Source organism: Salinivibrio sp. AR640, assembly GCF_001995405.1.
GTDB lineage: Bacteria > Pseudomonadota > Gammaproteobacteria > Enterobacterales > Vibrionaceae > Salinivibrio > Salinivibrio costicola.
In genome coordinates, this window is sequence record NZ_MUFD01000001.1 from 291,887 (window position 1) to 317,165 (window position 25,279).

The 25,279-nt window shown below is 50.0% G+C and carries 26 protein-coding genes; 17 read left to right on the forward strand and 9 right to left on the reverse strand.

Going from position 1 to position 25,279, the window contains the following annotated elements:
- Nucleotides 1–156: 156 nt before the first annotated feature.
- Genes miaB through lnt form a run of 5 tightly spaced genes read left to right on the forward strand, consistent with a single transcriptional unit; the run spans nt 157 to nt 5,619 of the window.
- Entirely contained in the window at nt 157–1,581 is a 1,425-nt protein-coding gene (gene miaB / locus BZG75_RS01325) for a tRNA (N6-isopentenyl adenosine(37)-C2)-methylthiotransferase MiaB (RefSeq protein WP_077461589.1), read from the forward strand.
- A 54-nt stretch (nt 1,582–1,635) separates the two neighbouring features.
- Nucleotides 1,636–2,721 (forward strand): PhoH family protein, encoded by a 1,086-nt coding sequence (locus tag BZG75_RS01330; RefSeq protein WP_077575931.1) that lies wholly within the window; start codon nt 1,636–1,638, stop codon nt 2,719–2,721.
- Nucleotides 2,718–3,188, forward strand: a complete 471-nt coding sequence (ybeY, locus tag BZG75_RS01335; RefSeq protein ID WP_025744482.1) for an rRNA maturation RNase YbeY — start codon at nt 2,718–2,720, stop codon at nt 3,186–3,188. Before BZG75_RS01330 ends, ybeY begins: the two co-directional genes overlap by 4 nt.
- Nucleotides 3,189–3,206: 18 nt before the next feature.
- Nucleotides 3,207–4,079, forward strand: coding sequence for a CNNM family magnesium/cobalt transport protein CorC (gene corC / locus BZG75_RS01340; protein WP_025744481.1), 873 nt, complete (start codon nt 3,207–3,209; stop codon nt 4,077–4,079).
- Complete coding sequence (lnt, locus tag BZG75_RS01345) at nt 4,066–5,619, forward strand: apolipoprotein N-acyltransferase (protein ID WP_077575932.1); 1,554 nt, start codon at nt 4,066–4,068, stop codon at nt 5,617–5,619. The genes corC and lnt overlap by 14 nt, the downstream gene beginning before the upstream one ends.
- Before the next feature lie 46 nt (nt 5,620–5,665).
- On the opposite strand, the gene BZG75_RS01350 is transcribed toward lnt, so the two are convergent.
- Complete coding sequence (locus BZG75_RS01350) at nt 5,666–6,847, reverse strand: DUF2066 domain-containing protein (RefSeq protein ID WP_077575933.1); 1,182 nt, start codon at nt 6,845–6,847, stop codon at nt 5,666–5,668.
- 293 nt (nt 6,848–7,140) lie between these two features.
- On the opposite strand from BZG75_RS01350, the gene BZG75_RS01355 reads away from it, so the two are divergent.
- The gene (locus BZG75_RS01355) at nt 7,141–8,391 is read left to right on the forward strand and encodes a uracil-xanthine permease family protein (protein ID WP_077575934.1); all 1,251 of its coding nucleotides are present in this window, start codon (nt 7,141–7,143) and stop codon (nt 8,389–8,391) included.
- Between the two features lie 95 nt (nt 8,392–8,486).
- Here BZG75_RS01355 and gltX read toward each other — a convergent pair whose 3' ends face one another.
- From gltX to zipA, 3 genes are all read right to left on the reverse strand, one after another.
- Nucleotides 8,487–9,911 (reverse strand): glutamate--tRNA ligase, encoded by a 1,425-nt coding sequence (gene gltX / locus BZG75_RS01360; RefSeq protein WP_077575935.1) that lies wholly within the window; start codon nt 9,909–9,911, stop codon nt 8,487–8,489.
- Nucleotides 9,912–10,017: 106 nt separating this feature from the next.
- The gene (gene ligA, locus BZG75_RS01365) at nt 10,018–12,027 is read right to left on the reverse strand and encodes an NAD-dependent DNA ligase LigA (protein WP_077575936.1); all 2,010 of its coding nucleotides are present in this window, start codon (nt 12,025–12,027) and stop codon (nt 10,018–10,020) included.
- A 112-nt stretch (nt 12,028–12,139) separates the two neighbouring features.
- A complete protein-coding gene (gene zipA, locus BZG75_RS01370; RefSeq protein WP_077575937.1) occupies nt 12,140–13,099 on the reverse strand; it encodes a cell division protein ZipA in 960 nt (319 codons plus the stop codon).
- A 279-nt stretch (nt 13,100–13,378) separates the two neighbouring features.
- On the opposite strand from zipA, the gene cysZ reads away from it, so the two are divergent.
- From cysZ to crr, 5 genes are all read left to right on the forward strand, one after another.
- Nucleotides 13,379–14,137 carry a sulfate transporter CysZ gene (cysZ, locus tag BZG75_RS01375; protein ID WP_077575938.1) on the forward strand — a complete coding sequence of 253 codons (759 nt, stop codon included), beginning with the start codon at nt 13,379–13,381 and terminating at the stop codon, nt 14,135–14,137.
- Between the two features lie 116 nt (nt 14,138–14,253).
- Nucleotides 14,254–15,222 (forward strand): cysteine synthase A, encoded by a 969-nt coding sequence (gene cysK, locus BZG75_RS01380; RefSeq protein WP_077461598.1) that lies wholly within the window; start codon nt 14,254–14,256, stop codon nt 15,220–15,222.
- A 316-nt stretch (nt 15,223–15,538) separates the two neighbouring features.
- Entirely contained in the window at nt 15,539–15,796 is a 258-nt protein-coding gene (locus tag BZG75_RS01385; RefSeq protein WP_025673281.1) for an HPr family phosphocarrier protein, read from the forward strand.
- 50 nt (nt 15,797–15,846) lie between these two features.
- Nucleotides 15,847–17,574 carry a phosphoenolpyruvate-protein phosphotransferase PtsI gene (ptsI, locus tag BZG75_RS01390; RefSeq protein ID WP_077575939.1) on the forward strand — a complete coding sequence of 576 codons (1,728 nt, stop codon included), beginning with the start codon at nt 15,847–15,849 and terminating at the stop codon, nt 17,572–17,574.
- Nucleotides 17,575–17,613: 39 nt separating this feature from the next.
- Complete coding sequence (crr, locus tag BZG75_RS01395) at nt 17,614–18,123, forward strand: PTS glucose transporter subunit IIA (RefSeq protein WP_025744475.1); 510 nt, start codon at nt 17,614–17,616, stop codon at nt 18,121–18,123.
- A gap of 48 nt (nt 18,124–18,171) precedes the next feature.
- On the opposite strand, the gene BZG75_RS01400 is transcribed toward crr, so the two are convergent.
- Entirely contained in the window at nt 18,172–18,642 is a 471-nt protein-coding gene (locus BZG75_RS01400) for a DUF2919 family protein (protein ID WP_077461600.1), read from the reverse strand.
- Nucleotides 18,643–18,763: 121 nt separating this feature from the next.
- Here BZG75_RS01400 and BZG75_RS01405 point away from each other — a divergent pair, with 121 nt between their 5' ends.
- Both BZG75_RS01405 and BZG75_RS01410 read left to right on the forward strand, forming a co-directional pair.
- Nucleotides 18,764–19,129, forward strand: a complete 366-nt coding sequence (locus BZG75_RS01405; protein ID WP_077461601.1) for a DUF2956 domain-containing protein — start codon at nt 18,764–18,766, stop codon at nt 19,127–19,129.
- A gap of 65 nt (nt 19,130–19,194) precedes the next feature.
- The gene (locus BZG75_RS01410; protein ID WP_158009947.1) at nt 19,195–19,563 is read left to right on the forward strand and encodes a DUF1499 domain-containing protein; all 369 of its coding nucleotides are present in this window, start codon (nt 19,195–19,197) and stop codon (nt 19,561–19,563) included.
- A gap of 8 nt (nt 19,564–19,571) precedes the next feature.
- Here the strand turns inward: BZG75_RS01410 and BZG75_RS01415 are convergent, their stop codons facing one another.
- Complete coding sequence (locus BZG75_RS01415; protein ID WP_077461603.1) at nt 19,572–19,850, reverse strand: winged helix-turn-helix domain-containing protein; 279 nt, start codon at nt 19,848–19,850, stop codon at nt 19,572–19,574.
- 224 nt (nt 19,851–20,074) lie between these two features.
- Between BZG75_RS01415 and BZG75_RS01420 the strand changes: the two genes are divergently transcribed.
- Genes BZG75_RS01420 through BZG75_RS01435 form a run of 4 tightly spaced genes read left to right on the forward strand, consistent with a single transcriptional unit; the run spans nt 20,075 to nt 22,480 of the window.
- Entirely contained in the window at nt 20,075–20,419 is a 345-nt protein-coding gene (locus tag BZG75_RS01420; protein WP_077575941.1) for an ArsC family reductase, read from the forward strand.
- A gap of 38 nt (nt 20,420–20,457) precedes the next feature.
- On the forward strand, nt 20,458–21,591 hold the full coding sequence (dapE, locus tag BZG75_RS01425; RefSeq protein WP_077575942.1) for a succinyl-diaminopimelate desuccinylase: 1,134 nt from the start codon (nt 20,458–20,460) through the stop codon (nt 21,589–21,591).
- Nucleotides 21,588–22,286 (forward strand): M15 family metallopeptidase, encoded by a 699-nt coding sequence (locus BZG75_RS01430; protein WP_242413564.1) that lies wholly within the window; start codon nt 21,588–21,590, stop codon nt 22,284–22,286. Before dapE ends, BZG75_RS01430 begins: the two co-directional genes overlap by 4 nt.
- Complete coding sequence (locus tag BZG75_RS01435) at nt 22,274–22,480, forward strand: DUF2897 family protein (protein ID WP_077575943.1); 207 nt, start codon at nt 22,274–22,276, stop codon at nt 22,478–22,480. The genes BZG75_RS01430 and BZG75_RS01435 overlap by 13 nt, the downstream gene beginning before the upstream one ends.
- An 83-nt stretch (nt 22,481–22,563) precedes the next feature.
- Here BZG75_RS01435 and purC read toward each other — a convergent pair whose 3' ends face one another.
- The 3 genes from purC to dapA are packed head-to-tail and all read right to left on the reverse strand — an operon-like array spanning nt 22,564 to nt 25,263.
- Nucleotides 22,564–23,277: a phosphoribosylaminoimidazolesuccinocarboxamide synthase gene (gene purC / locus BZG75_RS01440; protein WP_077575944.1), complete on the reverse strand. Its 714-nt coding sequence runs from the start codon at nt 23,275–23,277 to the stop codon at nt 22,564–22,566.
- 60 nt (nt 23,278–23,337) lie between these two features.
- Nucleotides 23,338–24,369, reverse strand: coding sequence for an outer membrane protein assembly factor BamC (gene bamC / locus BZG75_RS01445; protein ID WP_077575945.1), 1,032 nt, complete (start codon nt 24,367–24,369; stop codon nt 23,338–23,340).
- 15 nt (nt 24,370–24,384) lie between these two features.
- Nucleotides 24,385–25,263 carry a 4-hydroxy-tetrahydrodipicolinate synthase gene (gene dapA / locus BZG75_RS01450; RefSeq protein ID WP_025744469.1) on the reverse strand — a complete coding sequence of 293 codons (879 nt, stop codon included), beginning with the start codon at nt 25,261–25,263 and terminating at the stop codon, nt 24,385–24,387.
- Between the last annotated feature and the right edge of the window lie 16 nt (nt 25,264–25,279).

The window sequence follows — 25,279 nt, forward strand, 5'->3', positions numbered from 1 at the left end:
TAACCAGATTGACACCATTTCTCCCAGCCTGTGATCTGGTCAGCGATATAGGAAAGCAGTACAATACGCGGCTTGCCAAGCTGATTGACTGATTAAAAACCATACAGCTTGAAAGGGTAATGTCGACCATAAGATTAATAATGAGCGTGAAGTTACATGGCTAAGAAACTGCTGATCAAAACCTGGGGTTGCCAAATGAATGAGTATGACTCATCCAAGATGGCAGATCTGCTAAATTCTGCCGGTGGCTATGAGCTGACCGAACAACCAGAAGACGCAGATGTTCTCCTCCTCAATACCTGTTCAATTCGTGAAAAAGCACAAGAAAAGGTATTCCACCAACTGGGGCGTTGGAAAACACTCAAAGACAAGAATCCAGAGCTGGTGATCGGCGTTGGTGGTTGTGTGGCAACCCAAGAAGGCGATCACATCCGCGAGCGTGCGCCTTATGTGGACGTCATTTTTGGCCCCCAAACGCTACATCGCCTGCCTGAAATGATAAAACAATCACGTGGCGACAGTGGCACAGTGATGGACATTACCTTCCCAGAAATTGAGAAGTTTGACAGTCTGCCTGAGCCGCGTGCCGATGGCGCGACAGCGTTTGTCTCCATTATGGAAGGCTGCTCGAAATACTGTACGTTCTGTGTTGTGCCGTATACGCGCGGCGAAGAAGTGAGCCGTCCGCTCGACGATGTGCTGTTCGAAATTGCCCAGCTTGCCGAGCAAGGTGTGCGTGAGGTAAACCTGCTAGGCCAGAATGTGAATGCCTATCGCGGTGAGACCCATGATGGCGACATCTGTACCTTTGCTGACTTACTGCGCTATGTCGCCGCTATCGATGGTATTGATCGCATTCGCTACACCACCAGTCACCCGGTTGAGTTTACCGATGATATCATTGAGGTGTATCGTGATACGCCAGAAGTGGTGAGCTTTTTGCACTTGCCGGTACAAAGTGGCTCTGATCGAATCTTGACCATGATGAAACGCCCACACACGGCGATTGAGTACAAATCCAAGATCCGTAAGTTGCGTCAGGCACGTCCCGATATCACCATCAGCTCAGACTTTATCGTCGGCTTCCCGGGAGAAACCGAGCAAGACTTTGAAGCGACCATGAAGCTGATTACCGATATCGACTTTGATATGAGCTTCAGCTTTGTGTATTCACCTCGCCCAGGGACGCCAGCGGCAGATATGCCTGACGACACACCAGAGCAAGTGAAAAAAGAACGCCTGTACCGTTTGCAGCAGCAAGTGAACAGCCAAGCGATGCGCTATTCACGTATGATGCTAGAAACCGAACAACGTATCTTAGTCGAAGGGCCATCGCGTAAGAATCTTATGGAGCTGCGCGGCCGTACTGAGAATAACCGAGTGGTCAACTTTGAAGGCTCTGTCGATTTGATTGGCCAATTTGTTGACGTAAAAATTACTGAAGTGATGCCAAACTCGCTCCGCGGTGAGCTGGTTCGTACCGAAAAAGATATGGACTTGCGTGTCGCCGTCTCGCCAACCGAAATCATGGCGAAGACGCGCAACGAAAACGAGCTTGGTGTTGGTGTATACACGCCATAACGCGTTCATCAATTCAACGGCGTCGGGTGACCGGCGCCGAAAGCGAGGATAATCTTGTCTAAAATCATCTCTCTTGACCTTACATTAGAACCTGCCGACAACACCCGTCTTGCCAACTTATGTGGCCCGTTTGACGATAATATCAAACAACTAGAGCGCCGCTTGGGTGTTGAAATTACCCACCGCCATAATGCCTTTACGGTGATGGGCAAACCTCACACCGCCAACGCCGCCGTCGACATCTTAAAGCGGCTGTATGTGGATACGGCCCCCGTGCGTGGCAGTTCGCCCGACATTGAGCCCGAAGCCATTCATTTGGCGATCAAAGAGTCTGGCGTGTTAGAACAGAACACCGAATCGAGCATCCCTTACGGTAAAGAGATTAACATCAAGACCAAAAAAGGGGTGATTAAACCGCGCACGCCAAATCAGGCGCAATACATCGCCAATATGGTCAATCATGACATTACTTTTGGCATTGGTCCGGCGGGCACAGGTAAAACCTACCTCGCCGTCGCAGCCGCGGTAGACGCGCTGGAACGCCAAGAGATTCGTCGGATTTTGTTAACACGTCCAGCGGTTGAGGCGGGTGAAAAGTTAGGCTTTTTACCTGGCGATCTCAGCCAGAAGGTCGATCCTTACTTGCGTCCACTCTACGATGCCTTGTTTGAGATGCTCGGTTTCGAGCGGGTCGAAAAACTGATTGATCGTAATGTGATCGAGGTAGCGCCGCTGGCTTATATGCGTGGCCGAACCTTAAATGATGCTTTTATCATCCTAGATGAAAGCCAAAACACCACGGTCGAGCAGATGAAAATGTTCCTGACTCGGATTGGTTTTAATTCACGGGCCGTCATCACCGGTGACGTTACCCAAGTCGATTTACCGCGCAATGCCCGCTCAGGGCTACGCCATGCGATTGAAGTGCTGTCTGACGTGAATGAAATTAGCTTTCACTTCTTCCAAGCCGACGATGTGGTGCGCCACCAAGTGGTTACCCGTATTGTTCAGGCCTATGATAAGTGGGAAGCAGAAGATGCGAAGGCACGCAAAGAGGCTGAAGCACGTCGCCGAGAAGCGCGTGAAGCACAGCAAGTCGCGGTGCAACCAACCTCTATCCCACCACAGGACCCATCATGAGCTATTACGTCGATGTCCAGGTCGCCTGTGATGACGAACAGGGGCTGCCCAGTGATGACCAGCTTCAAGCTTGGTTTGAACATGCAATACGCGAAGCCAAGCCTCAAGCGGAAGTGACGATCCGGATTGTGGATGAAGGTGAGAGCCAGAGCTTAAATCGCGACTATCGTGGCAAAGATAAACCGACGAATGTGTTATCTTTCCCCTTTGAAGCACCTCCTGGGGTAGACATAGATTTACTCGGTGATCTGGTGGTATGTCGCCAAGTTGTTGAGCAAGAGGCACAGCAGCAAGGCAAAACGCTGATGGATCACTGGGCACACATGGTCGTCCATGGTAGCTTACACTTATTGGGCTACGACCATATTGAGGATGATGAAGCCGAGCAAATGGAAGCCTTGGAACGAAAGATCCTGGCAACCATGGGGGTCAGTGACCCTTATGCGAATGACTTCATTGAGCGTTAACTAACTGAATGAAATTGAATGAACGACGATAATTCGCAAAACGCAGACGGTCCGAGTAGGAAGACCTTCTTCGAACGGCTGGGTCAGTTTTTCCAAGCTGATCCAAAAGACAGACAAGAACTGGTGGACGTATTTCGCGACTCAGAGCAAAACGCCCTGATCGATCAGGACACCCGGGATATGCTGGAAGGTGTGATGCAAATCTCTGACATGCGTGTGAGAGATATCATGATACCCCGTTCGCAGATGGTAATCGTTGAACGATCGCAGTCATTGGAAGCGATCATTAATATTATTATTGATGCCCAACACTCACGTTATCCTGTGATCAGTGATGACAAAGACCATGTTGAAGGCATCTTGCTTGCGAAAGATTTGTTGCGCTATCTGCGCCCCGATGCTGAAGATTTCGACATCGAAAAGGTCTTACGCCCTGTTGTGGTGGTACCAGAAAGTAAGCGGGTTGACCGTCTACTTAAAGAGTTCCAAGAAGAACGCTACCACATGGCGATCGTCATCGATGAATTCGGCGGGGTATCGGGCGTTGTCACCATTGAAGATATTCTCGAAGAAATTGTAGGCGAGATCGAAGACGAGTATGACGATGAGGAAGAGCAAGAGATTCGCCAACTCAGTCGCCATACCTTCTCGATGAAAGCACTGACCACTTTAGAAGACTTTAACGAGCATTTTGGCGCCCAGTTCCAAGATGACGTGGTAGACACTATCGGTGGGTTGGTTATGACTAGTTTTGGTCATCTTCCTGATCGTGGTGAAGAAGTCGACATTGGTGATTACCATTTTAAAGTGACGGCCGCTGATAGTCGTCGTATCATTCAGCTACAAGTCACCATTCCAGACAGTAGCGAATCGAACAGTGAAAACGCCTAACCGTTTACGCCCATTGGGGCAGCCATTATTGGCTGCCCTTTTTGGTGCGCTCGCCACCCTCGCCTTTTCCCCTTTTTCCTATTGGCCCTTTATGTTGGTCGCGCTCTGGGGCTTGTTGCTTCTTCTGCAAGTTGCTTCCTCGCCCAAACGCGCGGCTTGGATAGGTTTTAGCTGGGGGCTCGGCCAGTTTACAACTGGGGTAAGCTGGGTGTATGTCAGTATTGACCATTTTGGCGGGATGCCTGTGATCGCAGGCCTGTTTTTGATGGCACTGCTTATCGTCTATTTATCGCTTTACCCCGCGCTATTCGGCTGGCTGATACATAAATCACCCATCAAGCAAGCGGGCATAAAATGGACGATGCTGGCACCTGCCTTGTGGTTAGTGGTTGATTGGCTAAGAGGCTGGGTATTTACCGGTTTTCCCTGGTTATGGCCAGGTTATAGCCAAATAGACAGCCCGTTTGCGGGTATCGCCCCGGTACTGGGTGTTCAAGGGATCACGCTCGTCTTGGTGTCGCTTGCGGGCTTAGCCGCCTTGGTGACCCCCCATTGGGGACAATGGCAGGGGCGTGTTCGCCTCTTCGGTATGATCGCTATCATAGGGCTTTTTGCCGTCAGTGAAGGGCTCGGGTCGGTCAAGTGGACAACCAAAACCGGTCAGCAGCAAACGGTCTCACTGATCCAAGGCAACGTCCCTCAAGCACTCAAGTGGCGCGCCGACCAACGCTGGCCAACCTTGATGAAGTATCTGGATTTAACCCGTCAACATTGGGACAGTGACGTGGTGATTTGGCCAGAAGCCGCCATTCCCGCATTAGAGCGAGATCTTCCCCGCTTTTTTTCGCAGCTGGACCAAGCGGGCAAGCACAATCAAACCACGGTGATCACGGGGGCGCTCGATCAGCGTGAGGATGGCACCTATTTTAATAATGTGCTCGCGCTCGGTGCAAAAACACCGCGCTATCAGTATCCAGCACCCGCCCAGTACAGCAAACATCACTTACTCCCCTTTGGCGAGTTTGTGCCGTTTGAGTCACTGCTTCGTCCTTTGGCGCCGATTTTTAATCTGCCCATGTCGTCATTTTCTCCAGGCGAAGCGATTCAACCGGCTTTGCCTGCGAACGGCTGGGAATACATTACCGCCCTGTGTTATGAAATTGCGTTTCCCGCGCAAATCCGTGAAAACCTCACCGCCAGTAGCGACGCCATAATTACCCTCTCGAATGACGCCTGGTTTGGCCGCTCTATTGGGCCTTGGCAACATCTAGAAATTGCGCGCATGCGCGCGCTCGAGTTCGGATTACCCGTGATCCGAGCCACCAATAACGGGGTGACGGCTTTAGTCGATGAACGCGGCCAGATTGACGCCTCATTGCCACAATTTGAGACGCAAGTTTTAACCACACAAATTACTCAAACACAGGGGCTGACACCCTATCGTCAATGGGGAAACGGACCGCTTTGGGTGTGGATTGTTATCAGTGGCCTGGTGAGCCTGATTGCTTGGCGTCGTACTATTTATCCACAAAAAGGCTAGCGGTCGTCGCTAGCCTTTATGTTTGACTATTGCTTTTCAGGTCAGATTAAGACGTCCACACAAACCACAGGCGTTGATTATCGGTTGAATCGGCATCGCGGCTATCCGTCAGTGCTGGGGTAGCAAACAACAACTCGGTTGTCTGCTTGTCACTATCAGTGTCGGATACAGCAGTCTCACTCTTGTCCTCTGACATTGTGCTGTCTTGCTCTTCAGCGGGTGCCATCGTACGTGCCTCGCGCTCTTGAGGCGTCATCAAGCGAATATGTCGATTGGCGGTGAGCTCGTTGATTAGTGCTTGTTGAGAGGCCGCTAAACGTACATCGAAAATCAGGGTATCATCGTTCAATTCTGCTAAGTGCACCTGTTGTAGCGCATTTAACCCCGCTAATGTGCGCTCAAGATCGACATAGTCATCGCCGTTATCCATGCCTGCAATAGCAATTTGAAGCGATGCACGCTCATCATCGTTATCGAGTACCACACCGGTTTGCTCGGCATAGTAATCAGCAATAGTATCAATCATGGCTTGGGCATTATTGGCTTGCCCGCGAGTTTGATCTGATTGCATGTCACTGGTATCGGGGAAGAATTGCCAACGGATCCCTTGCTCAGTCAACTTTCCGATCACAATGCCATCGGGCTGGTAGCGCTGACTGGCTTGCTCAACAGGATCAATAAAGCCGCCCCACAGATCACTGCTAGAGATCGCCATCAAATCATCAAAGTCACCCACCGGAATTAACACCGGCAGGCCGCGTATGGCCGCTGCATCACGTAGTTGGTCAATCACAGGACGCCCACTTTGCTCCCAAATAATTTGCCTGTCGCCATCACGGTCATCGACAAGCCACACTAATACTGCTGGGCGAGGACTCCCCCATAAGGGCAACCCTGCCTGGCGCAGCACGGCGCGAATTTTTTGACTATCAAACCCGACTTCGAGTGTTCGCTGTGCGGCACCATCAGATTGATCCTTGCTTTCTCCATATCCGAGCTGAGAGATGAAACCATCAACGTCTTGCTGCGCTTGCTCGACCGCAGGATTATCCGACACCTCGCGTTGTCCCGAGACTTTAGTCAGTACCGCGATCAGCGCTTGTTTTTTTGCCGCTTGTTGTGAGGTTTGCGCGCCATTATCCAGCGGGATACTGGCATGATAAAGGGGGCTTGCCATCGCACTTGGCAACCAAACACAGGCAATAAGGGCCAACAAAAATCGATTCATAGTTTTTCCACATGGATAAATGGGCGTCCAGCGATCATAAGCGGATAGCGCTAGGTTCAGCAATCCTCAATTGTAAAAAAGAGAGGACAAAGGGGGTCGCACCACCAGCAAACACCATTGATTCGATGCCATCAAGGCGAGCAAGCGATCATGTGGCTGACTATGTTTGCATATGGATTAAAATGAAATCCGTTACATCATTTATTTGCCACCGATCTCACATTTAAAAACATGATGGGAATCACATAAACGCTTTGTGCTAGCATTGCGCGATTTTTTTTGGAGGTGAGATTATGTTGCAAGTTTTACAAGGGGCACAAATGCTGTTCGTCGCATTTGGTGCCTTGGTGTTAGTGCCACTGTTAACCGGGCTCGACCCGAACGTCGCACTCTTTGGGGCCGGGTTCGGTACCCTGATATTCCAAGTCATCACCCGCCGCTCCGTCCCTATCTTCCTTGCCTCTTCCTTCGCTTTTATTGCTCCCATTTTGTACGGCGTCAACAATTTTGGTATTCCCGCCACCATGGGTGGCCTCATGGCAGCCGGTGTGATCTATTTATTGATGGGCGCCATCATTCGGATTAAAGGCGTGGATATTATTCACAAGCTCCTGCCACCGGTTGTAGTTGGCCCTGTGATTATGGTTATCGGCCTTGGGTTGGCTCCCACCGCCGTGAATATGGCACTCGGTAAAACCGGCGATGGGAGTGAGCAGTTAATTGCGGGGGACATGGCTATCTGGATCTCTTTGCTGTCATTGCTCACGACCATTGCAGTGAGTGTGTTTGCGAAAGGCTTTTTCAAATTAGTCCCGATTATGGCAGGGATTGTGGTGGGCTATGTTGCCAGCCTCGTCGTTGGTATTGTTGACTTTACTCAAGTTGCGAATGCGAGCTGGTTGATGATGCCTGCTTTTACCCTCCCAGAGTTTAACATCAATGCCATCTTATTTATGATCCCTGTCGCCATCGCGCCTGCCGTTGAGCACGTAGGCGATATGCTGGCCATTTCTAATGTCACCCGTAAAGACTACCTGAAAAAGCCAGGCTTACACCGCACGATGGCCGGTGATGGTGCCGCAACCATTGCCGCTTCACTGTTCGGCGCGCCACCCAATACCACGTATAGTGAAGTGACGGGCGCGGTAATGCTGACCAAAGCGTTTAACCCCAAAATCATGACCTATGCGGCGGTCACTGCCATCGTACTCGCCTTTGTGGGTAAGCTCGGGGCAATGCTGCTTACCATTCCTTTACCAGTGATGGGCGGGATTATGATCTTGCTGTTTGGCTCTATTGCGACCGTCGGGCTCAATACCTTGATTCGTAATCAAGTCGACCTACATGATTCGCGTAACCTTGCCATTGTTGGTGTCACCTTGGTATTTGGTATCGGCGGCATGGCGTTTGGCATTGGCGATTTTAGCCTGCAAGGTATTAGCCTGTGTGGTGTGGTAGCGATTGTGCTCAACTTGGTACTCCCGCGCCAAATGGGCGAAAACCATATTGTTGACAGTGCGCAAATGGAAGAAGAAAAGCACTAATCCCCCAACCTTCATCCATTAAAAAGGGCGCTGACATTCAGCGCCCTTATCTTTTGTCATCAGACTAACGTACCTAGTCTTCAAGATAACCGGATTTAGCTTTGTGCTGCGCGCGCTTCAACCAGCTTGATCGCTTGGTCGATGCGGGCAACTACCCGATCTTTACCAATCAGGTGCATCACCGCATCAACAGATGGGGATTGACCGCCACCCGTGACTGCAACACGCAATGGCATGCCGACTTTACCCATACCAACGTCTAGCTCTGCACATGTATCGGCAATCACCGCTTTCAGGGCATCAACCGTCCAATCATCCAGCGCTTCAATCTTGCCTTTTGCCACTTGCAACGGCTCTAAAGCGACGGGACGCAGATGTTTTTTCGCGGCGGTCGCGTCTATTTCATCAAAGTCTTGGTAGAAGTAACGGCTTTGTGCGGCTAATTCCACCAAGGTGTTGCAGCGCTCGCCAACCAATCCAATGACGTCTGTCAAGGCAGGGCCTTGGCTAGCGTCAATCTGTTGTTGATCAAGATGCCACTGCAAGTGCTTAGCGACCTCGTCCGGATCACCATGCTTAATGTAATGGTTGTTCAACCAATGCAGTTTCTCCGTATTGAACGCTGACGCCGACTTGCTGATCGCTCCTAATGAGAAAAATTCAATCATTTCTTCCATTGAAAATATCTCTTGGTCACCGTGCGACCAACCAAGACGCACAAGGTAGTTACGCAACGCTTGCGGCAAGAAGCCTTGATCACGGTACTGCATGACGCTGACCGCACCGTGGCGTTTAGATAGCTTGGCGCCATCGTCGCCTAGAATCATCGAGCAATGAGCAAACTCAGGAACGGGCGCGCCCAGTGCCTCGTAGATATTAATCTGGCGCGGCGTGTTGTTAATGTGATCTTCGCCGCGGACAACTTGGGTGATCCCCATGTCCCAATCATCCACGACGACGCAGAAGTTGTAAGTTGGGCTGCCATCCGTTCGACGAATAATCAGATCGTCAAGCTCGCTGTTGGCAATCTCAATACGGCCGCGAATTTTATCGTCAAAAACAACCTTACCCTCTTTCGGGTTGCGGAAACGGATCACATGCGGGTCATCCGCCTTGGCTTGGCTGTTTGCTTCAACCACTTTGGGGTGATTAGCATCGTAACGTGCCTTTAAGCCATTCGCTTTTTGCTCTTCACGAATGGTGTCCAAAAGATCTTTGGGCGCATAACACTTGTAGGCTTTGTCTTCGGCCAGCAACTGATCGACTAATTCGTTATAACGATCAAAGCGCTTGGTTTGGTAGTACGGCCCTTCATCCCAATCAAGACCTAACCATTCCATGCCGGTTAAAATAGCATCAACCGCTTCTTGGGTTGAACGTTCGATATCAGTATCTTCAATTCGCAAGACAAATTGACCGCCTTGGCTGCGTGCTGCTAACCAAGAATACAGTGCGGTACGTGCACCGCCCACGTGCAAAAAGCCGGTTGGGCTGGGGGCAAAGCGGGTTTTGATAGTCATTAGGATCCCTATCCCAGTGCTGAGAATGATGAGTAACGGTTAGTTTACCAGTCCAGGTAAATTCCACAATCAGGCCATGTGCAGAGGCTGCACATGGCCATGTAAACTACTGGTTGATTAAGGCGATCATCGCGTCTTCGTCGAGGACTGTTACGCCAAGATCTTGTGCTTTCGTCAGTTTAGAGCCAGCCGCTTCACCGGCGATCAACATATCGGTTTTTGCCGAGACACTGCCGGTCACTTTCGCGCCCAGTGCCTGTAACGCCGTTTTGGCATCGGTGCGTGACATTTGCGATAGCGTACCGGTCAGCACAATGGTTTTCCCCGCCAGCGGTTGTGCCTGTTCGTCTGATGGCGCACTCACCGCTGGCCAGTGAATGCCGGTGTTGAGCAGCGCATCTAAAACCGCTTGGTTATGTGGCTCAGCAAAAAAGCGAACGATATGGCCCGCGACAATGGCGCCCACATCAGGCACCGCAATCAGTGCTTCTTCATCCGCTGCTCGCAGAGCGTCTAAGGTTTTAAAATGCAGGGCAAGATTTTGCGCAGTGGCTTCACCGACTTCTCGGATCCCAAGCGCATAGATAAAGCGTGATAACGTCGTCGCTTTGGCTTTGTCTAACGCATCAACCAAATTTTGCGCCGATTTCGGCCCCATTCGATCTAGTTGAGTCACACGCCCTGGGGTTAAAGTGAAGAGATCGGCAGGCGTTTCAATCAGCTCTTTTTCAATTAACTGCTCGACAATTTTATCGCCTAGGCCGTCAATATCCATTGCCTTGCGTGAGGCAAAGTGTTTGATCGCTTCTTTACGCTGAGCCAGACAAATAAGCCCGCCGGTGCAGCGTGCGACCGCTTCACCCTCAATGCGGGTCACGGCTGACTCACAGACCGGACAGGCGTCGGGAAACACAATCGGTTTCGCCTGCGCCGGACGCCGGCTTTCCACGACACCAACCACTTGTGGGATCACGTCACCCGCACGGCGAATGACCACAGTATCGCCAATGTGCACGCCTAAACGTTCTATTTCATCACCGTTATGTAAGGTCGCGTTGCTCACCGTCACGCCCCCGACAAAAACAGGTTCAAGCTTCGCCACTGGGGTGATAGCGCCCGTGCGGCCAACTTGAAATTCAACATCGTTGAGGCGGGTGATTTCTTCTTGTGCCGGAAATTTATAGGCAATCGCCCAGCGTGGTGCCCGTGCAACAAATCCGAGCGTTTCTTGGCTGGCTATCTTGTCCACTTTGATCACCACCCCATCAATTTCATAGGGCAGATCATCACGGCGGGCCAAAATATCTTGGTAGTAGGCTTTAACGCCCTCAAGCCCCGACACTTGTTTTACTTCTGGGCTCAGGGCAAGCCCCCATTTTTTAAGCCTATTTAAGCGCTCGCTCTGCCCTTCTCCGAACGGTGTCGACATCACGCCCACCGCATAGGCATAAAAGCTCAGCGGTCGATTGGCGGCGACTTTCGAGTCAAGTTGACGCAGGCTACCCGCCGCAGCGTTCCTTGGGTTAGCGAAGGTTTTATCGCCACGCTTTAACGCTGCCTCATTAAGCGCTTCAAAGCCTGCTTTCGGCATAAACACTTCGCCACGCACTTCTAAACGCTCAGGCCAATCCCCTGCTTGCAAGGTCAATGGGACATTGCGAATCGTTTTTACATTGTGAGTAATGTTCTCGCCCGTGGTCCCATCGCCTCGCGTCGCGGCCTGCACCAATACACCGTTTTCATAAATCAGGCTGACAGCCAAGCCATCAAGCTTTGGTTCACAGGTATAGGTGACGGGTTCAGTGTTACCGAGTCTGTCTTTGACTCGGCGCTCAAAATCGACGAGATCATCATCACTGAACGCGTTACCAAGCGACAACATCGCCAGCTCATGGGTAACGGTTTCAAAAGCGCTCAGTGGCGCGCCGCCTACACGCTGGCTAGGCGAATCAGCCGTCACCCATTCAGGATGCTCAGCTTCAATGGCCAGCAACGTTTGCATCAAACGATCGTATTCGGCATCGGGCAGCTCAGGACTGTCTTCAACGTAATAACGGTAGGCGTGATAGTTGAGCTGATGCTTAATGTCATCAAGTTGTTGTTTACTGTAAGCCATGGTTTGGTTCGTCGTATCAGCAGAGTTGCAGGCAAGTATATCGATAAATCGCCAACAGCGGGAGCCATGTCCCGCTGTCCGTCTAAGCAATCATCAATCGGTGTTAAGCGCGTTACGAGGCGTTGAAGGCTTTCACTCGCTCACGGTATTCATCAAGGCGTGATGGTGTCATCATTGAGCGGGCATCATCTAATACCAATCCACCCAACTCATCCGCAATTTGTTGTGCCGTTTGCAGCATCAATTTAAAGTTTTGCTCTGGCTCACCGTAGCAAGGTAGCGTCATAAAAAAGCTGATCCCTGGCGTTTCAAAGCTCTCTGAGTGACTCACATCAAAGGTGCCGGGCTTGACCATATTCGCGACGCTGAATAGAACCTTACCACTGCCAGATAAGTCTGAATGACGATGATAAATCCCCATATCACCAAAGCGCAGTCCATATTGCTCAAGGGTCGGAATTAAGTCCAAACCACTAAATACCGCATTATTATTGGCATGCACGTGTAAGACTAATACTTCGGTATCGTCGGGCTCATCGGCTTGGGTTGCCGTTTTTTCTGACCCACGCTCGTGGCTTTCATGCTCATCAACCTCAGCTTGAGTCGCCTCGTCGGTATGCATTGTTTCCGCTTCTGGTTGCGCGGAGGCGATATTGGCAGCTTCTGTCTCTCCTGTCTCGTCGCCATCATTGGAGGCAACCGACGCAGAGACAAAGCTAGGATCATCATCGGTTGCCGACATTGACGGGTAAAGCGTTTGTTCTGAGTCAGACGCCACCTGAGTGTCACCGGCAAATAGAGGATCAACATCAGGCTTGTCGCCGAAGCTGACAGCAGGCTCCTGACGCGCGGGCTTTTCATTGCCATGCTTAGTATTGCTGACCACTCTCACCGCACCAATACCGTCTTGGTCAAACTTTTGCGCGTCGTTATCGTCTTCCAGTTTTCCCAAGGGCTTTTCGCCGAACTTGGTCGTCTTTTCTTTCTTGTTTGTCCAGAGACCATGCAAAAGCAAAGCTGCAATTGCTAATGCTCCCAAAACAATCAGTACAAGGCGCAATTCCTGCATCATTGATTCTCAAATCTATCTATGTTCAGCGTTTTGATTAGCTTATGTCACAACGCCGACAGCTTTGCAAACGTTAGTGAAATCATAAGCGGGGCCCGATGGCTGACGCAATGCGTTAATGGTCAACTTAGTTAACTGTATCAAAAGTTGGGAAGAATTTAACGAATCGAGACACACAAATCCGTAAACTTTCCCATTATGGGGTCATTGTCATCACCATGGCTCCCCCCATACTATAACCGCAAACCGTCAGTCGACACCGTAAACCATCAAGGAGAAACAATGAACAACGCGACACGCCCTCGCCCTCAAAGCGGCGCGGGCTACCTTTTTCAGGGGTTTTCATTAATGATGGCACCCGGATTACGCCGCTTTGTGATCATTCCGATCCTCGTGAATGTGCTGCTACTCGGCGGGGCGTTTATCTATTTACTCTCACAATTTAGTGAATGGCTCGATCACTGGATGGCTATGCTACCTGAGTGGTTATCCTGGCTCTCGTTTGTGATTTGGCCTTTGGTCGTGATTGCGATTTTAGTGGTGTTCTCCTACGCATTCAGTACTCTCGCTAACTGGATTGCGGCGCCATTCAACGGCTTATTGTCTGAGCATCTGGAAGCGAAACTCACCGGTGCCCCCGCGCCCGACGATGGGGTAACGGGACTTATCAAGGATGTACCGCGTGTTATGAAGCGCGAGTGGCAAAAGCTAACCTATTACATACCCAAAGCACTCGGATTATTGTTATTGCTTTGGATCCCCGCCATTGGCCAAACCTTAGGCCCTGTGCTTTGGTTTTTATTTAGCGCTTGGATGATGTCCATTCAGTATTGCGACTACCCATTCGATAACCATAAGGTCGCTTTCCCAACCATGCGCGATACTCTCAAACAACAGCGAGGCACCTCGTTGAGCTTTGGCGCAGTCGTCATGTTGTTTACTATGACACCTTTACTGAATCTCATCGTCATGCCTGCCGCAGTATGTGGTGCAACCGCCATGTGGGTCGATCGCCATAAAGAGCAGTTGGGGCGTAATTAGCGCCCTTTACGCTTTCACACTCACAATAAGATATAACCAACCGATCCTTTCAAAAACAGGCATTAGCGATATGCTTGGAGCAGTGATTTAAATCGGTGTCATGAAGGAACGATACAATGGGCAAGATTTACGAAGACAATACGCAAACAATTGGCCATACCCCACTGGTACGCCTAAACCGTGTTGCTAAGCCGAATGTGTTAGCAAAAGTAGAAGCACGTAACCCAAGCTTTAGTGTGAAGTGCCGCATCGGTGCCAACATGATCTGGGATGCGGAAAAAAAAGGCACCCTGAAACCAGGCATTGAGCTGATTGAACCTACGAGTGGTAATACCGGGGTTGCGCTGGCTTATGTTGCCGCAGCGCGCGGGTATAAATTGACGCTTACCATGCCAGAGTCGATGAGCCTTGAGCGTCGTAAGCTACTTAAAGCGATGGGCGCGACATTGGTGCTCACCGAAGCGCCTAAAGGGATGAAAGGCGCAATTGCGAAAGCAGAGGAAATCATGGCGCAAGCGCCTGGTAAATATCTTATGCTCCAGCAGTTCGACAACCCAGCCAACCCAGAAATTCACGAAAAGACCACAGGCCCTGAGATCTGGGAAGATACTGACGGTGAAATCGATGTGTTTGTTGCCGGTGTCGGCACCGGGGGGACACTGACCGGTGTGAGCCGCTATATCAAAAACACGCAAGGGAAAGCCATTACCACCGTCGCAGTGGAGCCCGCGGAGTCACCCGTGATTGCTCAAACTATTGCTGGCCAAGACGTACAACCGGCCCCCCATAAAATTCAGGGCATCGGCGCCGGCTTTGTCCCAAAAAACTTGGATATTAAGTTAGTTGATCAGGTCGTTTCTGTGAGCTCAGATGAAGCGATTGCCATGGCACGCCGTTTGATGGAAGAAGAAGGTATCCTAGGTGGGATCTCATCAGGCGCAGCCGTTGTCGCCGCGAACAAAATTGCCGAGCTCCCCGAGTTTGCGAATAAGACGATTGTCACAATTTTACCAAGTGCCGCCGAGCGTTATCTCAGTTCGCCACTATTTGCTGGCATGTTCACTGAGCTGGAAACAGAGCAGTAACAGCAGGTTAGCAATCTTCAACTGGTTTCTTCCCACAACAAAGGCCCAAATTGGGCCTTTTTTGTTTGATTTTTATATTAAGCTTTAGTAAAACACAGCAACATTTTTATTTTCCGCATCAAAATAAAAGCCCTTGAGGCGAGTGAGTGGAAGGTCAAAAATGAGAGAAAGATGACATGAAATTGACATGGATTAAGCTATCTGGTCGATTTCTTGGTTAGGTTAGCGTCAACGGATAGCGAAATCGCCCGTTAGCGGTTAAGCTAATCTTATATTTAATACATAGATTTAAAAAAATACAGAAACGGGGTGAATCATGTATCAGAAGCAAGTTGAAATTAGTGCAGAAAACGGCCTACACACTCGTCCAGCGGCGCAGTTCGTCAAAGAAGCAAAAAGCTATGACGCTGACATCACTGTTGAGTCAAACGGTAAGAGCGCGAGCGCGAAAAGCCTATTTAAACTGCAAACCCTTGGCTTGACCAAAGGCACCAAGGTGACTATCTCTGCTGAAGGTGCGCAAGCACAACAAGCCGTTGATCACCTGGTAAAACTGATGGACGAGCTGGAGTAATCCGGCTCTTTTTCTATCGGTTTTAAGTTGGATAAACGTAAGGTAAAGCTATGATTTCAGGCATCCTGGCATCACCTGGTATTGCTTTTGGTAAAGCACTGCTGTTGCAAGAAGAAGACGTTGTCATCAATAAAGATAAGATTGATGCGTCTCGAATTGAAAAAGAAATTCAGCGCGTATTGGATGCTCGCGAACAGTCTAAGACGCAACTCGAAGCGATCAAAGACAAAGCAAGGGAAACCTTCGGCGAAGAGAAAGAAGCGATCTTCGAAGGTCACATCATGCTGCTAGAAGATGAAGAGCTGGAAGACGAGATTGTCAGCTTCATCAAATCTAACCATGCCACTGCAGATCACGCGATTTACGCTGTGATTGAAGAGCAGGCGGTGACGCTTGAATCTCTGGATGATGATTATCTGAAAGAGCGTGCGGCAGATATCCGTGATATTGGTTCTCGTTTTGTTAAAAACGCACTCGGCATCAACATGGTGTCTCTGAGCGCGATCAACGAAGAAGTGATCCTGGTTGCGAATGATCTGACGCCTTCAGAAACAGCACAGGTTGACCTGAATTATGTGCTCGGTTTTATCACCGATATCGGTGGTCGCACCTCGCACTCGTCGATCATGGCACGCTCGTTAGAGCTTCCAGCGATCGTGGGCACTAACAATGCCACCGCCAATGTTAAAAACGGTGACATGTTGGTGCTTGATGCGATTAACAACCAAATTGTCGTTAATCCTTCTGACGACGAGCTCAACAAGTTTAAAGCGATTCGTGATCAACACATCGCGGAAAAAGCCGAGCTCGCGAAGCTCAAAGACTTGCCTGCTATCACATTAGACGGCCACCAAGTCGAAGTGTGCGGCAACGTGGGCACAGTAAAAGACTGTGACGGTGTGAACCGTAACGGTGGTGAAGGTGTGGGTCTTTATCGCACTGAGTTCTTGTTCATGGACCGTGACTCGCTCCCCACTGAAGAAGAGCAATATCAAGCGTATAAGGCGGTCGCAAAAGCGATTGATGGTCACCCAGTGATCATTCGCACCATGGACATTGGCGGTGACAAAGATCTGCCTTATATGGATCTGCCTGAAGAAATGAACCCATTCTTGGGCTGGCGAGCCGTCCGTATCAGTCTTGACCGTCGCGAAATTCTCCGCGATCAGCTACGTGCGATTCTACGCGCATCGGCACACGGTAAAATTCGTGTCATGTTCCCGATGATTATTTCTGTCGAAGAAATCCGCGAGCTAAAAGAAGCGATTGAAACCTACAAAGCAGAGCTACGCCAAGAAGGCCTCGACTTTGATGCTGATCTTGAAATCGGCGTAATGGTTGAGACACCGGCCGCGGCTGCAATCGCTCACCACCTCGCGAAAGAAGTGGAATTTTTCAGCATCGGCACTAACGATTTGACCCAATACACCTTAGCGGTCGATCGTGGTAATGAGCTTATTTCGCACCTGTACAATCCACTGTCTCCTGCAGTACTAACGGTTATCAAGCAAGTGATTGATGCCTCACATGCTGAAGGAAAATGGACGGGGATGTGCGGAGAGCTTGCAGGTGATGAGAAAGCAACGTTACTATTGATGGGAATGGGTTTGGATGAGTTCAGCATGAGTGCCATTTCTATCCCTCGCATCAAGAAGATTATCCGTAATGCCAACTTTGCTGATGTGAAAGCGATGGCCGACACAGCGCTCACTTTGCCAACTGCGGCAGAAATCGAGGCCTATGTCGAAAAATTTATTGCGGAAAAAACCGCTTGCTAATATACAATCAGCAAAGAATTACTGCTTAGGAGCAACACTATGGGTCTGTTCGACAAACTGAAGAAGTTGGTGTCTGAAGACAGCAACGACGCTAGTGCTATTGAAATTATCGCCCCATTGTCGGGTGAGATCGTCAACATCGAAGACGTGCCTGACGTTGTGTTTGCTGAGAAAATCGTCGGTGATGGTGTTGCGATTAAGCCATCTGGTGACAAAATGGTAGCGCCAGTAAACGGCACTATCGGTAAGATTTTCGAAACCAACCACGCTTTCTCAATTGAGTCAGACGATGGCGTCGAGCTTTTTGTTCACTTTGGTATCGACACCGTCGAGCTGAAAGGCGAAGGCTTCAAGCGCATTGCCGAAGAAGGTCAAACGGTTAAAGCCGGTGATACCGTGATTGAATTTGATTTAGCGACACTCGAAGAGAAAGCGAAATCAACACTGACACCTGTTGTGATCTCGAATATGGATGAGATCAAAGAGTTGACCAAACTATCAGGTGCCGTCACTGTGGGTGAAACCCCAGTATTACGCGTCACCAAGTAATAAACCGTCTCTGGTTTAGACAAACGCAGCCAATTGGCTGCGTTTTTTTTAAGCCATCGCTCGGCCATCACTCGTAAACTGAAAAAAGAAGCGTTTGACGCGTCGGCTTCTTGCCCAATAAAGGCTTGCCCAAGCTAGCCAAAGGCCGTGTAAAGCAAGCAGCCAATCAAACTGCCCCCCAGTGACGATGAACGTTTGCCAGACTTGATAAGCTTCCCATAGCCATAATAGCCAAACCCACCAATAGCCAATGTGCCAGTGTTGTCTTAGCCATTCAGGCGCTCTGTCGCAGTTACCGACTAATAACAACAACCCGAGCGGCACCACGCCAATTGCCAAGCTTATATAAAACGCCGATAACTCAGGATAAACCAGCGCGAGCAACTCACTACCCTGCTCTCGACTCACGCCAGCCATTGCCAATAGCCACCACGCGCGGCTTAATAACAGTAAACACAACACGGCAATCTGCGGTGCCTTGATATACCCTTTGTCGTCAAAGTGATGAAATGTATCCATAAGCTTATTGATTGAGAAGTCACATATTTACCATGGCGACATGCAATAAAAACTGCAAGCCTAAAAGTAAAATTTGTTATCCTTGGCTGGAGTTATTTATTAAGCGTTACATGGAGCCCTTATGGCCAAAGCCAAAGCCAACGCGACGATTTCGCCAGAAACGCAACAAGACGCCATGCGCGTTGCGAAAGCCACGCAAAAACCGGGACAAACAAAAGCGCAGACCAAACTGATTGCACAAGGGATTGAAAAAGGGATTGCCCAATATAAAAAGGAACAAAAAGCAAAAGCACGCGAGCAGGATAAAGCACGAAAAAAACAACAAAATAAACCATCAAGCGCCGCGCCTGTAAAAGCATCTCAAGCCCCGGTCGATGATCTTACCCCCGCTGAACCTGGGTTAGATAAAAGCTACAGCAGTCTCCCATGGCTTTTACTTGTGATAAGCTGGATAGGGTTCATTGGCTATATATTGGTGAGGGCGTAATGTGGAAGCGACTGATAACGGTTATAGGGATCATCACTTTGGCTGGCTGCAACAAAGGAGAAACGATGGCTAAACATCCGCCAGTGACGGCCTGTGGCGATAGTCCCAACTGTGTGTCCACGGCAGATACCCGAGAAAAATTCCAGCTGGCACCGCTTTATATCGCCAACGACAACGTGACGTTTTCAGCCATTGTCGCGCATATCGCCGCCATGCCGCGTGCTGAGGTCGTCACCTCGCAAGATAATTACGCACACTTACGCTTCACCACTAAGGTGCTGCGCTTTGTGGATGATGTTGAAGTCTCGCTTGAGGGCAACCAACTCGCCCTTCGCTCCGCATCTCGGATTGGCTACTATGACTTTGGCGCCAACCGTCAACGTGCCGAGGTCATTCGCCAACGTTTAACCGACGCTGAGCTTATCACGCCTTAAGCGAGCAGCTAGTTGATATAAGAGCGAATATCGCGCTTTTTATCTTCGACCCAATCACGGCGGAACGGTCCCCAGTCTTTAAGCTGGTAGTAACCATCGTTATGACGCTTTCCATCTTGGATAAAAGTCATATCAATACCGAGCCCAGACAGTGATTTCAATACATCTTGGATCGTACGACGAGGCCAGCCTGTCGCCTCGATAAGGCGTGGCACATTTGGGCGTTCCATTTCTTCTACCAACACGGCAAGATAGAGACGCCGGGCGAATACCGGGTTTAGTTCCATATGAACCTCCAACAGTTACGAATGTTCCCATTATTCATGCCGCCTGCGAAGAGGCTTTGCGTTTGATCAAAAGGCCATCAAATCGACGTGCTGCAGACTCATTTAGTGGCACATTTCACACGCTTCATCCCTTATCGCATCGCCAAACGGCCCCTTCCCCACTATTGCGTTCAATGTTGAGCGATGTCACTCTTAATTGTCCGTAAATAATGATGATAACGACCATGACAACTGTATTTGGCATTAAAAACTGCGACACCCTAAAAAAAGCCCTTAAATGGTTGGATAACCAAGGCATTAACTATCAGTATCACGATTACCGCAAGACGGGGTTAGATGCCGAGATGTTACAGACCTTTGTTGCCGAATTAGGGTGGGAGCCTTTGATTAACAAGCGTGGCACCACTTATCGCCAGCTAAGTGACGAACAAAAAGCCAGCTTAGACCAACCCCGTGCGATTGCGATCATGTTAGACAATCCAGCGATCATTAAACGCCCTTTACTCGTACACGAAGGGAAGTACTATCTTGGCTTTAAAGAGAGCCAATACGCTGAGATTTTCGCGTAATGTAAGCACTTATTTACTGTTGCTGTAAGGAAACTCCAATGACTGATACTGCTACGCTGGCTTTGGCAAAAGACTTGATCAATCGTGAGTCGGTCACACCGGAAGACGCGGGTTGCCAAGCTCAAATGATTGCTCGATTAGAAGCCCTGGGCTTTACGATTGAAACCATGGTGTTTGACGATACCACCAACCTTTGGGCGCGACGGGGCACTGATGGGCCGCTCTTCACGTTTGCGGGCCACACCGATGTCGTCCCCGCTGGCCCGCGCGATCAATGGCATACGCCGCCATTTGAAGCCACTGTCATTGACGATCACCTTCATGGACGTGGCGCCGCGGACATGAAGGGCTCACTCGCCGCCATGGTTGTGGCTGTTGAGCGCTTTATTGCCGAGCATCCAGACCACTCGGGTTCACTCGCGTTTCTGATCACGTCGGATGAAGAAGGACCCTTTATAAATGGCACCACCCGTGTCGTCGATACGCTGATGGCTCGAAATGAGAAAATCGACATGTGTATTGTCGGTGAACCCTCAAGTACGAATCACGTCGGTGATGTGGTCAAAAACGGTCGTCGCGGATCCATCACTGGCGATTTGTACGTTAAAGGAGTACAAGGCCATGTCGCCTATCCGCACCTTGCAAGTAATCCTGTCCATCAGGCCATGCCAGCGCTAACAGAGTTAGTGCAAACAGTGTGGGATAATGGCAATGCTTTTTTTCCACCGACAAGCTTTCAAATCCCAAATATTGAGGCAGGTACCGGCGCAGCCAATGTGGTCCCGGGTGAGTGTCATGCGCAATTTAACTTCCGCTTTAGTACCGAGCTAGATAGTGAAACCATCAAACAGCGAGTTTATTCTATTTTGGACGCGCACGGGCTCGACTACACCTTAGAATGGACCCACAGTGGTGACCCGTTTTTGACCGATGAAGGTACCTTGCTTGATGCAGTTGTGGCCGCGGTTGAAGAGGTGAATCATCAAACGCCGCAATTACTGACAACCGGTGGCACCTCCGATGGTCGTTTTATCGCCCAGATGGGCGCTCAAGTGATTGAGCTGGGTCCGGTCAATGCCACGATTCATAAGGTCAATGAGTGTGTGAGTATTCCTGACTTGGAAAAGCTGACCGACATGTACCAAAAAGTGCTGGAAAAGGCGCTACCGTGAGCCTACGCGCAGCACAGTTGACTGGGCAAGACGCTTCAGCCCTTCAACCAATGAACGCGCAACCTGGGGCGCCCTGTTTGCATCAGGATGTGTTATCTGACGTCGCCGCCTTACAACAGGCAGCGAGTCGTGCTGGGTTCGCGTTGAGAGTCGCCAGTGGTTATCGCGCTTTTGAACGCCAGTTGGCGATCTGGAATGGTAAATTTAACGGCGATCTGCCTGTCCTTGATGCTCACAGCCAACCTATGGATATAACCCGCTTATCAGACAAGGAACGGGTGCACGCGATCTTGCGCTGGTCGGCGTTACCCGGCGCCAGTCGACATCATTGGGGAACAGACATGGATGTGTACGATAAGCAGTCTCTTATCCCTGATCAGCCGCTGGCTTTAACGCCCCCCGAATACGACAGCGGCCCGCAAGCGGCCTTTTCTTCTTGGCTACATGCCAATGTATCAGCATTTGGTTTCTTTCTTCCTTATGCGAGATACCAAGGCGGGGTTGCCAGAGAGCCATGGCACATCAGCCATATTGCCACCAGTGCGTCAATGTTATCCGCTTTCTCTCAGGATATGCTCGCGGCTGCGATCACCCATGCGCCGATTTGTGGGAAAGACGCTATCCTCGGCCAATTAGATTGGATATATTCAACTTACGTCACCAACTTATGCGAGGTGGAAAGATGGAATGGCTAACCAATCCTTATGTGATTATTACCATTGTGGTCGCCGTGGTCGTGAGTAACATCATGGCGCTCAAATACACCGCCAACGCCAAGTTTGGGCTTAAATACAAAGACAAGCCTGATAAGCATCAACGTTCAGCGTCTGACGGTGACGCAAACGATAATACCGACCTCCCTACTGATAAGAGCGACGATAAAAAATAGCGCCATATCCATGGCGCTATTTTATTTACACGGTGCTATTGTCTTCACACGCGACGCAATCGTTTGCTTTTTAAGCCCAAAAATTATAGGGCTAAGCCGATACGCTTTGCTACTTCGATATAAGCTTCTACCACACCACCTAGACCTTGGCGGAAGCGATCTTTATCCAATTTTTCTCGCGTGTTGGCATCCCACAAACGACAGCCATCTGGGCTAAACTCATCGCCAAGGACAATATTACCGTTGACGTCGACGCCAAACTCCAGCTTGTAGTCCACCAGCAATAAGTCACCCTCAGCAAACAGCGCCTTAAGCACATCGTTAACCTGATACGTCAGCGACTTCATGGTCGCTAATTGGGCTTGGCTCGCGAACCCTAAGGACTCACACAGTGATTCATTGACCATAGGATCATGCAGCGCATCGTTTTTTAAAAACAACTCAAAAGTGGGTGGAGTGAGTGCTGTGCCCTGTTCTACGCCCAGTCGGCGACAAAGTGAGCCCGCGGCAATGTTTCTTACCACACACTCAACCGGGATCATATCGAGCTTTTTCACCACGCAGTCGGTATCGGACAACAGTTGGTCCATTTGGGTGGGAATACCTGCCTGCTCAAGCTTTTGCATGATGAAGTGATTGAACTTGTTATTCACTTCGCCTTTTCGCTCAAGTTGCTCAACACGCTCACCATCAAACGCAGAGGTGTCATTGCGAAAGTGCAGAACAAAGCGGTTTTCATCATCGGTTGCATAAACAGATTTTGCCTTACCGCGATACAACTCAGCACGTTTTTCCATTACCTATTCTCTCCATTAGGCGCTAAAAAATAAGGGACGCTGTCTGGCGTCCCTATAAGATTACTGCGATGTGACCTGGCTAAGCTGCGCAATGGCCGCTTTCAGCGCTGGGCTAAGCGCTTCTAACGTTGCTTTTTTAACCGGCTTTCCATCACTGTCGGTCACATTGATTGAGGTGCGGTTGCCTAAATCCCCTAACAATAGTGTGTAGCTATTGTCCGGCAGCGAGATAGGTTCAACCCCAAGGGCTTGCCAACGCTCATCATTCGGCGCAACGTGACGCGTTTTCACCGTACCTTGCGATTGGTTGCGGCTTTCTACCGTAAATCCGAGCGGTTTAATCATCTCAGGAAGTTTTTCCCATACGACATCATACGGAGCACGCGCAATAATCACTGGCAAGCCACTTCGATCAGTACCAAAACTCATCGGAATATCTGACTGACGTTGCGCAGCTAAACGGCGCGCCTCTGCACGTAGTGCTGCATCATGGCTCACCGTAATCAGATTGGTCATTAAGGTGTTATAGCGTTCCTGCTCTGCCGGCGTCAAAGGTTCATCACTGGCCTTGGCGCGTGAATCAATCATATTGACGCCCAGTGCAAATCGCCGCCCTTGTTCGAGTCGTGATAGGCGGAACCGAGCCTGATGAGCACTGTCTTCTTTTTCCCAAGCGATCCAGCCGGTGTCAATTTGATCTGCGGCTTGTGTCTCAACAGGAATGGTCTTATCGTTCGCCAGACGTTCAACGGTTTCCCATAATTGGGTAAGCTGCTGCTCATTGGCAACCGCGACGGTTATTCCACGACTGTCACGCTCAATACGCGCCCCTGGCACTAAATCAAGCACTTGACGCGGCGGACGAATATCGACATTTTTGCCGATTTCGCCCTTAAAGTCTTGCTCAGGGATCTGATAATTGGTGGAAAAGTAAGGCGCTTGATCCGGCAAGGTTTGCCACTGCGACAGCGGGGTCGTTTGCAAGTAGCTAAAATCATCTTTGGCTTGACGGCGTTGCTCGGCGCCACCACTACAGGCCACCAGCCCGGTGACCATGATGGCACAAAGGCCGAGCTTAAATACTGGTTTCATTGACACTCCAACGGCTTAAACAACACCCGCAACCTGCATGGCCTCTCGGACATCGGGACGCAAATGCTCGCTTAATTCGGTTAATGGCAGACGAAGATGGCCATCCGCAATCAATCCCATTTCTCGGACTGCCCACTTCACAGGGATCGGATTGGCTTCGTCAAAAAGGTGACGATGTAAAGGGATCAGCGTCTCGTTGATTGCATGCGCTTGGTCTGCTTCACCGGCGCGCGCCAATTGAATCATTTTGGCCATTGCCGCAGCGGCAACATTGTTAGTGACCGAAATCACGCCATGTCCACCAGCAAGGACAAAATCTAGCCCTGTTAAATCATCACCACTAAATAAGAGGAAGTCATCGCCACAAAGTTCCCGATGAATGGCAACACGACTGACATCGGCAGTGGCATCTTTTAGGCCGATAATATTGTCAAAGGTCGCTAAGCGCGCCACCGTTTCAGGCTGAATATCTACGGCGGTACGACCAGGGACATTATAGAGAATCTGAGGTAAGTCGGTCGCTTCGGCAATGGCTTTATAATGCTGGAATAAGCCTTCTTGCGTCGGCTTGTTGTAATAAGGGGTCACACTCAAACAAGCGGCTACGCCCGACCCGGCAAACATTTTACTGAAAGTGATCGCTTCGTGGGTGGCATTTGCCCCCGTACCTGCAATAACGGGAATCCGTCCATCCGCAAATTCCAAGGTCTTTAGGACCACTTTAATGTGCTCATCCACGGTTACTGTCGACGACTCACCCGTTGTGCCCACTGCGACAATCGCATCTGTGCCCGCTTGGATATGAAACTCGACCAGTTTTTTCAGGCTAACGTAATCCACCTCGCCATGTGCATCCATTGGTGTGACGAGCGCCACTATGCTTCCAGAAACCATGTTCGTCTCCCTTATT

Bases quoted from the DNA above. Each gene is read 5' to 3' on its own strand.
- ligA (WP_077575936.1), bottom strand. From the start codon at position 12,027: ATGGCTTACAGTAAACAACAACTTGATGACATTAAGCATCAGCTCAAC.
- BZG75_RS01420 (WP_077575941.1), top strand. From the start codon at position 20,075: ATGACAACTGTATTTGGCATTAAAAACTGCGACACCCTAAAAAAAGCC.
- gltX (WP_077575935.1), bottom strand. From the start codon at position 9,911: ATGACTATCAAAACCCGCTTTGCCCCCAGCCCAACCGGCTTTTTGCAC.
- corC (WP_025744481.1), top strand. From the start codon at position 3,207: ATGAACGACGATAATTCGCAAAACGCAGACGGTCCGAGTAGGAAGACC.
- BZG75_RS01355 (WP_077575934.1), top strand. From the start codon at position 7,141: ATGTTGCAAGTTTTACAAGGGGCACAAATGCTGTTCGTCGCATTTGGT.
- miaB (WP_077461589.1), top strand. From the start codon at position 157: ATGGCTAAGAAACTGCTGATCAAAACCTGGGGTTGCCAAATGAATGAG.
- cysK (WP_077461598.1), top strand. From the start codon at position 14,254: ATGGGCAAGATTTACGAAGACAATACGCAAACAATTGGCCATACCCCA.
- BZG75_RS01400 (WP_077461600.1), bottom strand. From the start codon at position 18,642: ATGGATACATTTCATCACTTTGACGACAAAGGGTATATCAAGGCACCG.
- BZG75_RS01415 (WP_077461603.1), bottom strand. From the start codon at position 19,850: ATGGAACTAAACCCGGTATTCGCCCGGCGTCTCTATCTTGCCGTGTTG.
- BZG75_RS01405 (WP_077461601.1), top strand. From the start codon at position 18,764: ATGGCCAAAGCCAAAGCCAACGCGACGATTTCGCCAGAAACGCAACAA.
- BZG75_RS01410 (WP_158009947.1), top strand. From the start codon at position 19,195: ATGGCTAAACATCCGCCAGTGACGGCCTGTGGCGATAGTCCCAACTGT.
- BZG75_RS01385 (WP_025673281.1), top strand. From the start codon at position 15,539: ATGTATCAGAAGCAAGTTGAAATTAGTGCAGAAAACGGCCTACACACT.
- dapE (WP_077575942.1), top strand. From the start codon at position 20,458: ATGACTGATACTGCTACGCTGGCTTTGGCAAAAGACTTGATCAATCGT.
- bamC (WP_077575945.1), bottom strand. From the start codon at position 24,369: ATGAAACCAGTATTTAAGCTCGGCCTTTGTGCCATCATGGTCACCGGG.
- ptsI (WP_077575939.1), top strand. From the start codon at position 15,847: ATGATTTCAGGCATCCTGGCATCACCTGGTATTGCTTTTGGTAAAGCA.
- ybeY (WP_025744482.1), top strand. From the start codon at position 2,718: ATGAGCTATTACGTCGATGTCCAGGTCGCCTGTGATGACGAACAGGGG.
- BZG75_RS01350 (WP_077575933.1), bottom strand. From the start codon at position 6,847: ATGAATCGATTTTTGTTGGCCCTTATTGCCTGTGTTTGGTTGCCAAGT.
- purC (WP_077575944.1), bottom strand. From the start codon at position 23,277: ATGGAAAAACGTGCTGAGTTGTATCGCGGTAAGGCAAAATCTGTTTAT.
- zipA (WP_077575937.1), bottom strand. From the start codon at position 13,099: ATGATGCAGGAATTGCGCCTTGTACTGATTGTTTTGGGAGCATTAGCA.
- crr (WP_025744475.1), top strand. From the start codon at position 17,614: ATGGGTCTGTTCGACAAACTGAAGAAGTTGGTGTCTGAAGACAGCAAC.
- dapA (WP_025744469.1), bottom strand. From the start codon at position 25,263: ATGGTTTCTGGAAGCATAGTGGCGCTCGTCACACCAATGGATGCACAT.
- BZG75_RS01435 (WP_077575943.1), top strand. From the start codon at position 22,274: ATGGAATGGCTAACCAATCCTTATGTGATTATTACCATTGTGGTCGCC.
- cysZ (WP_077575938.1), top strand. From the start codon at position 13,379: ATGAACAACGCGACACGCCCTCGCCCTCAAAGCGGCGCGGGCTACCTT.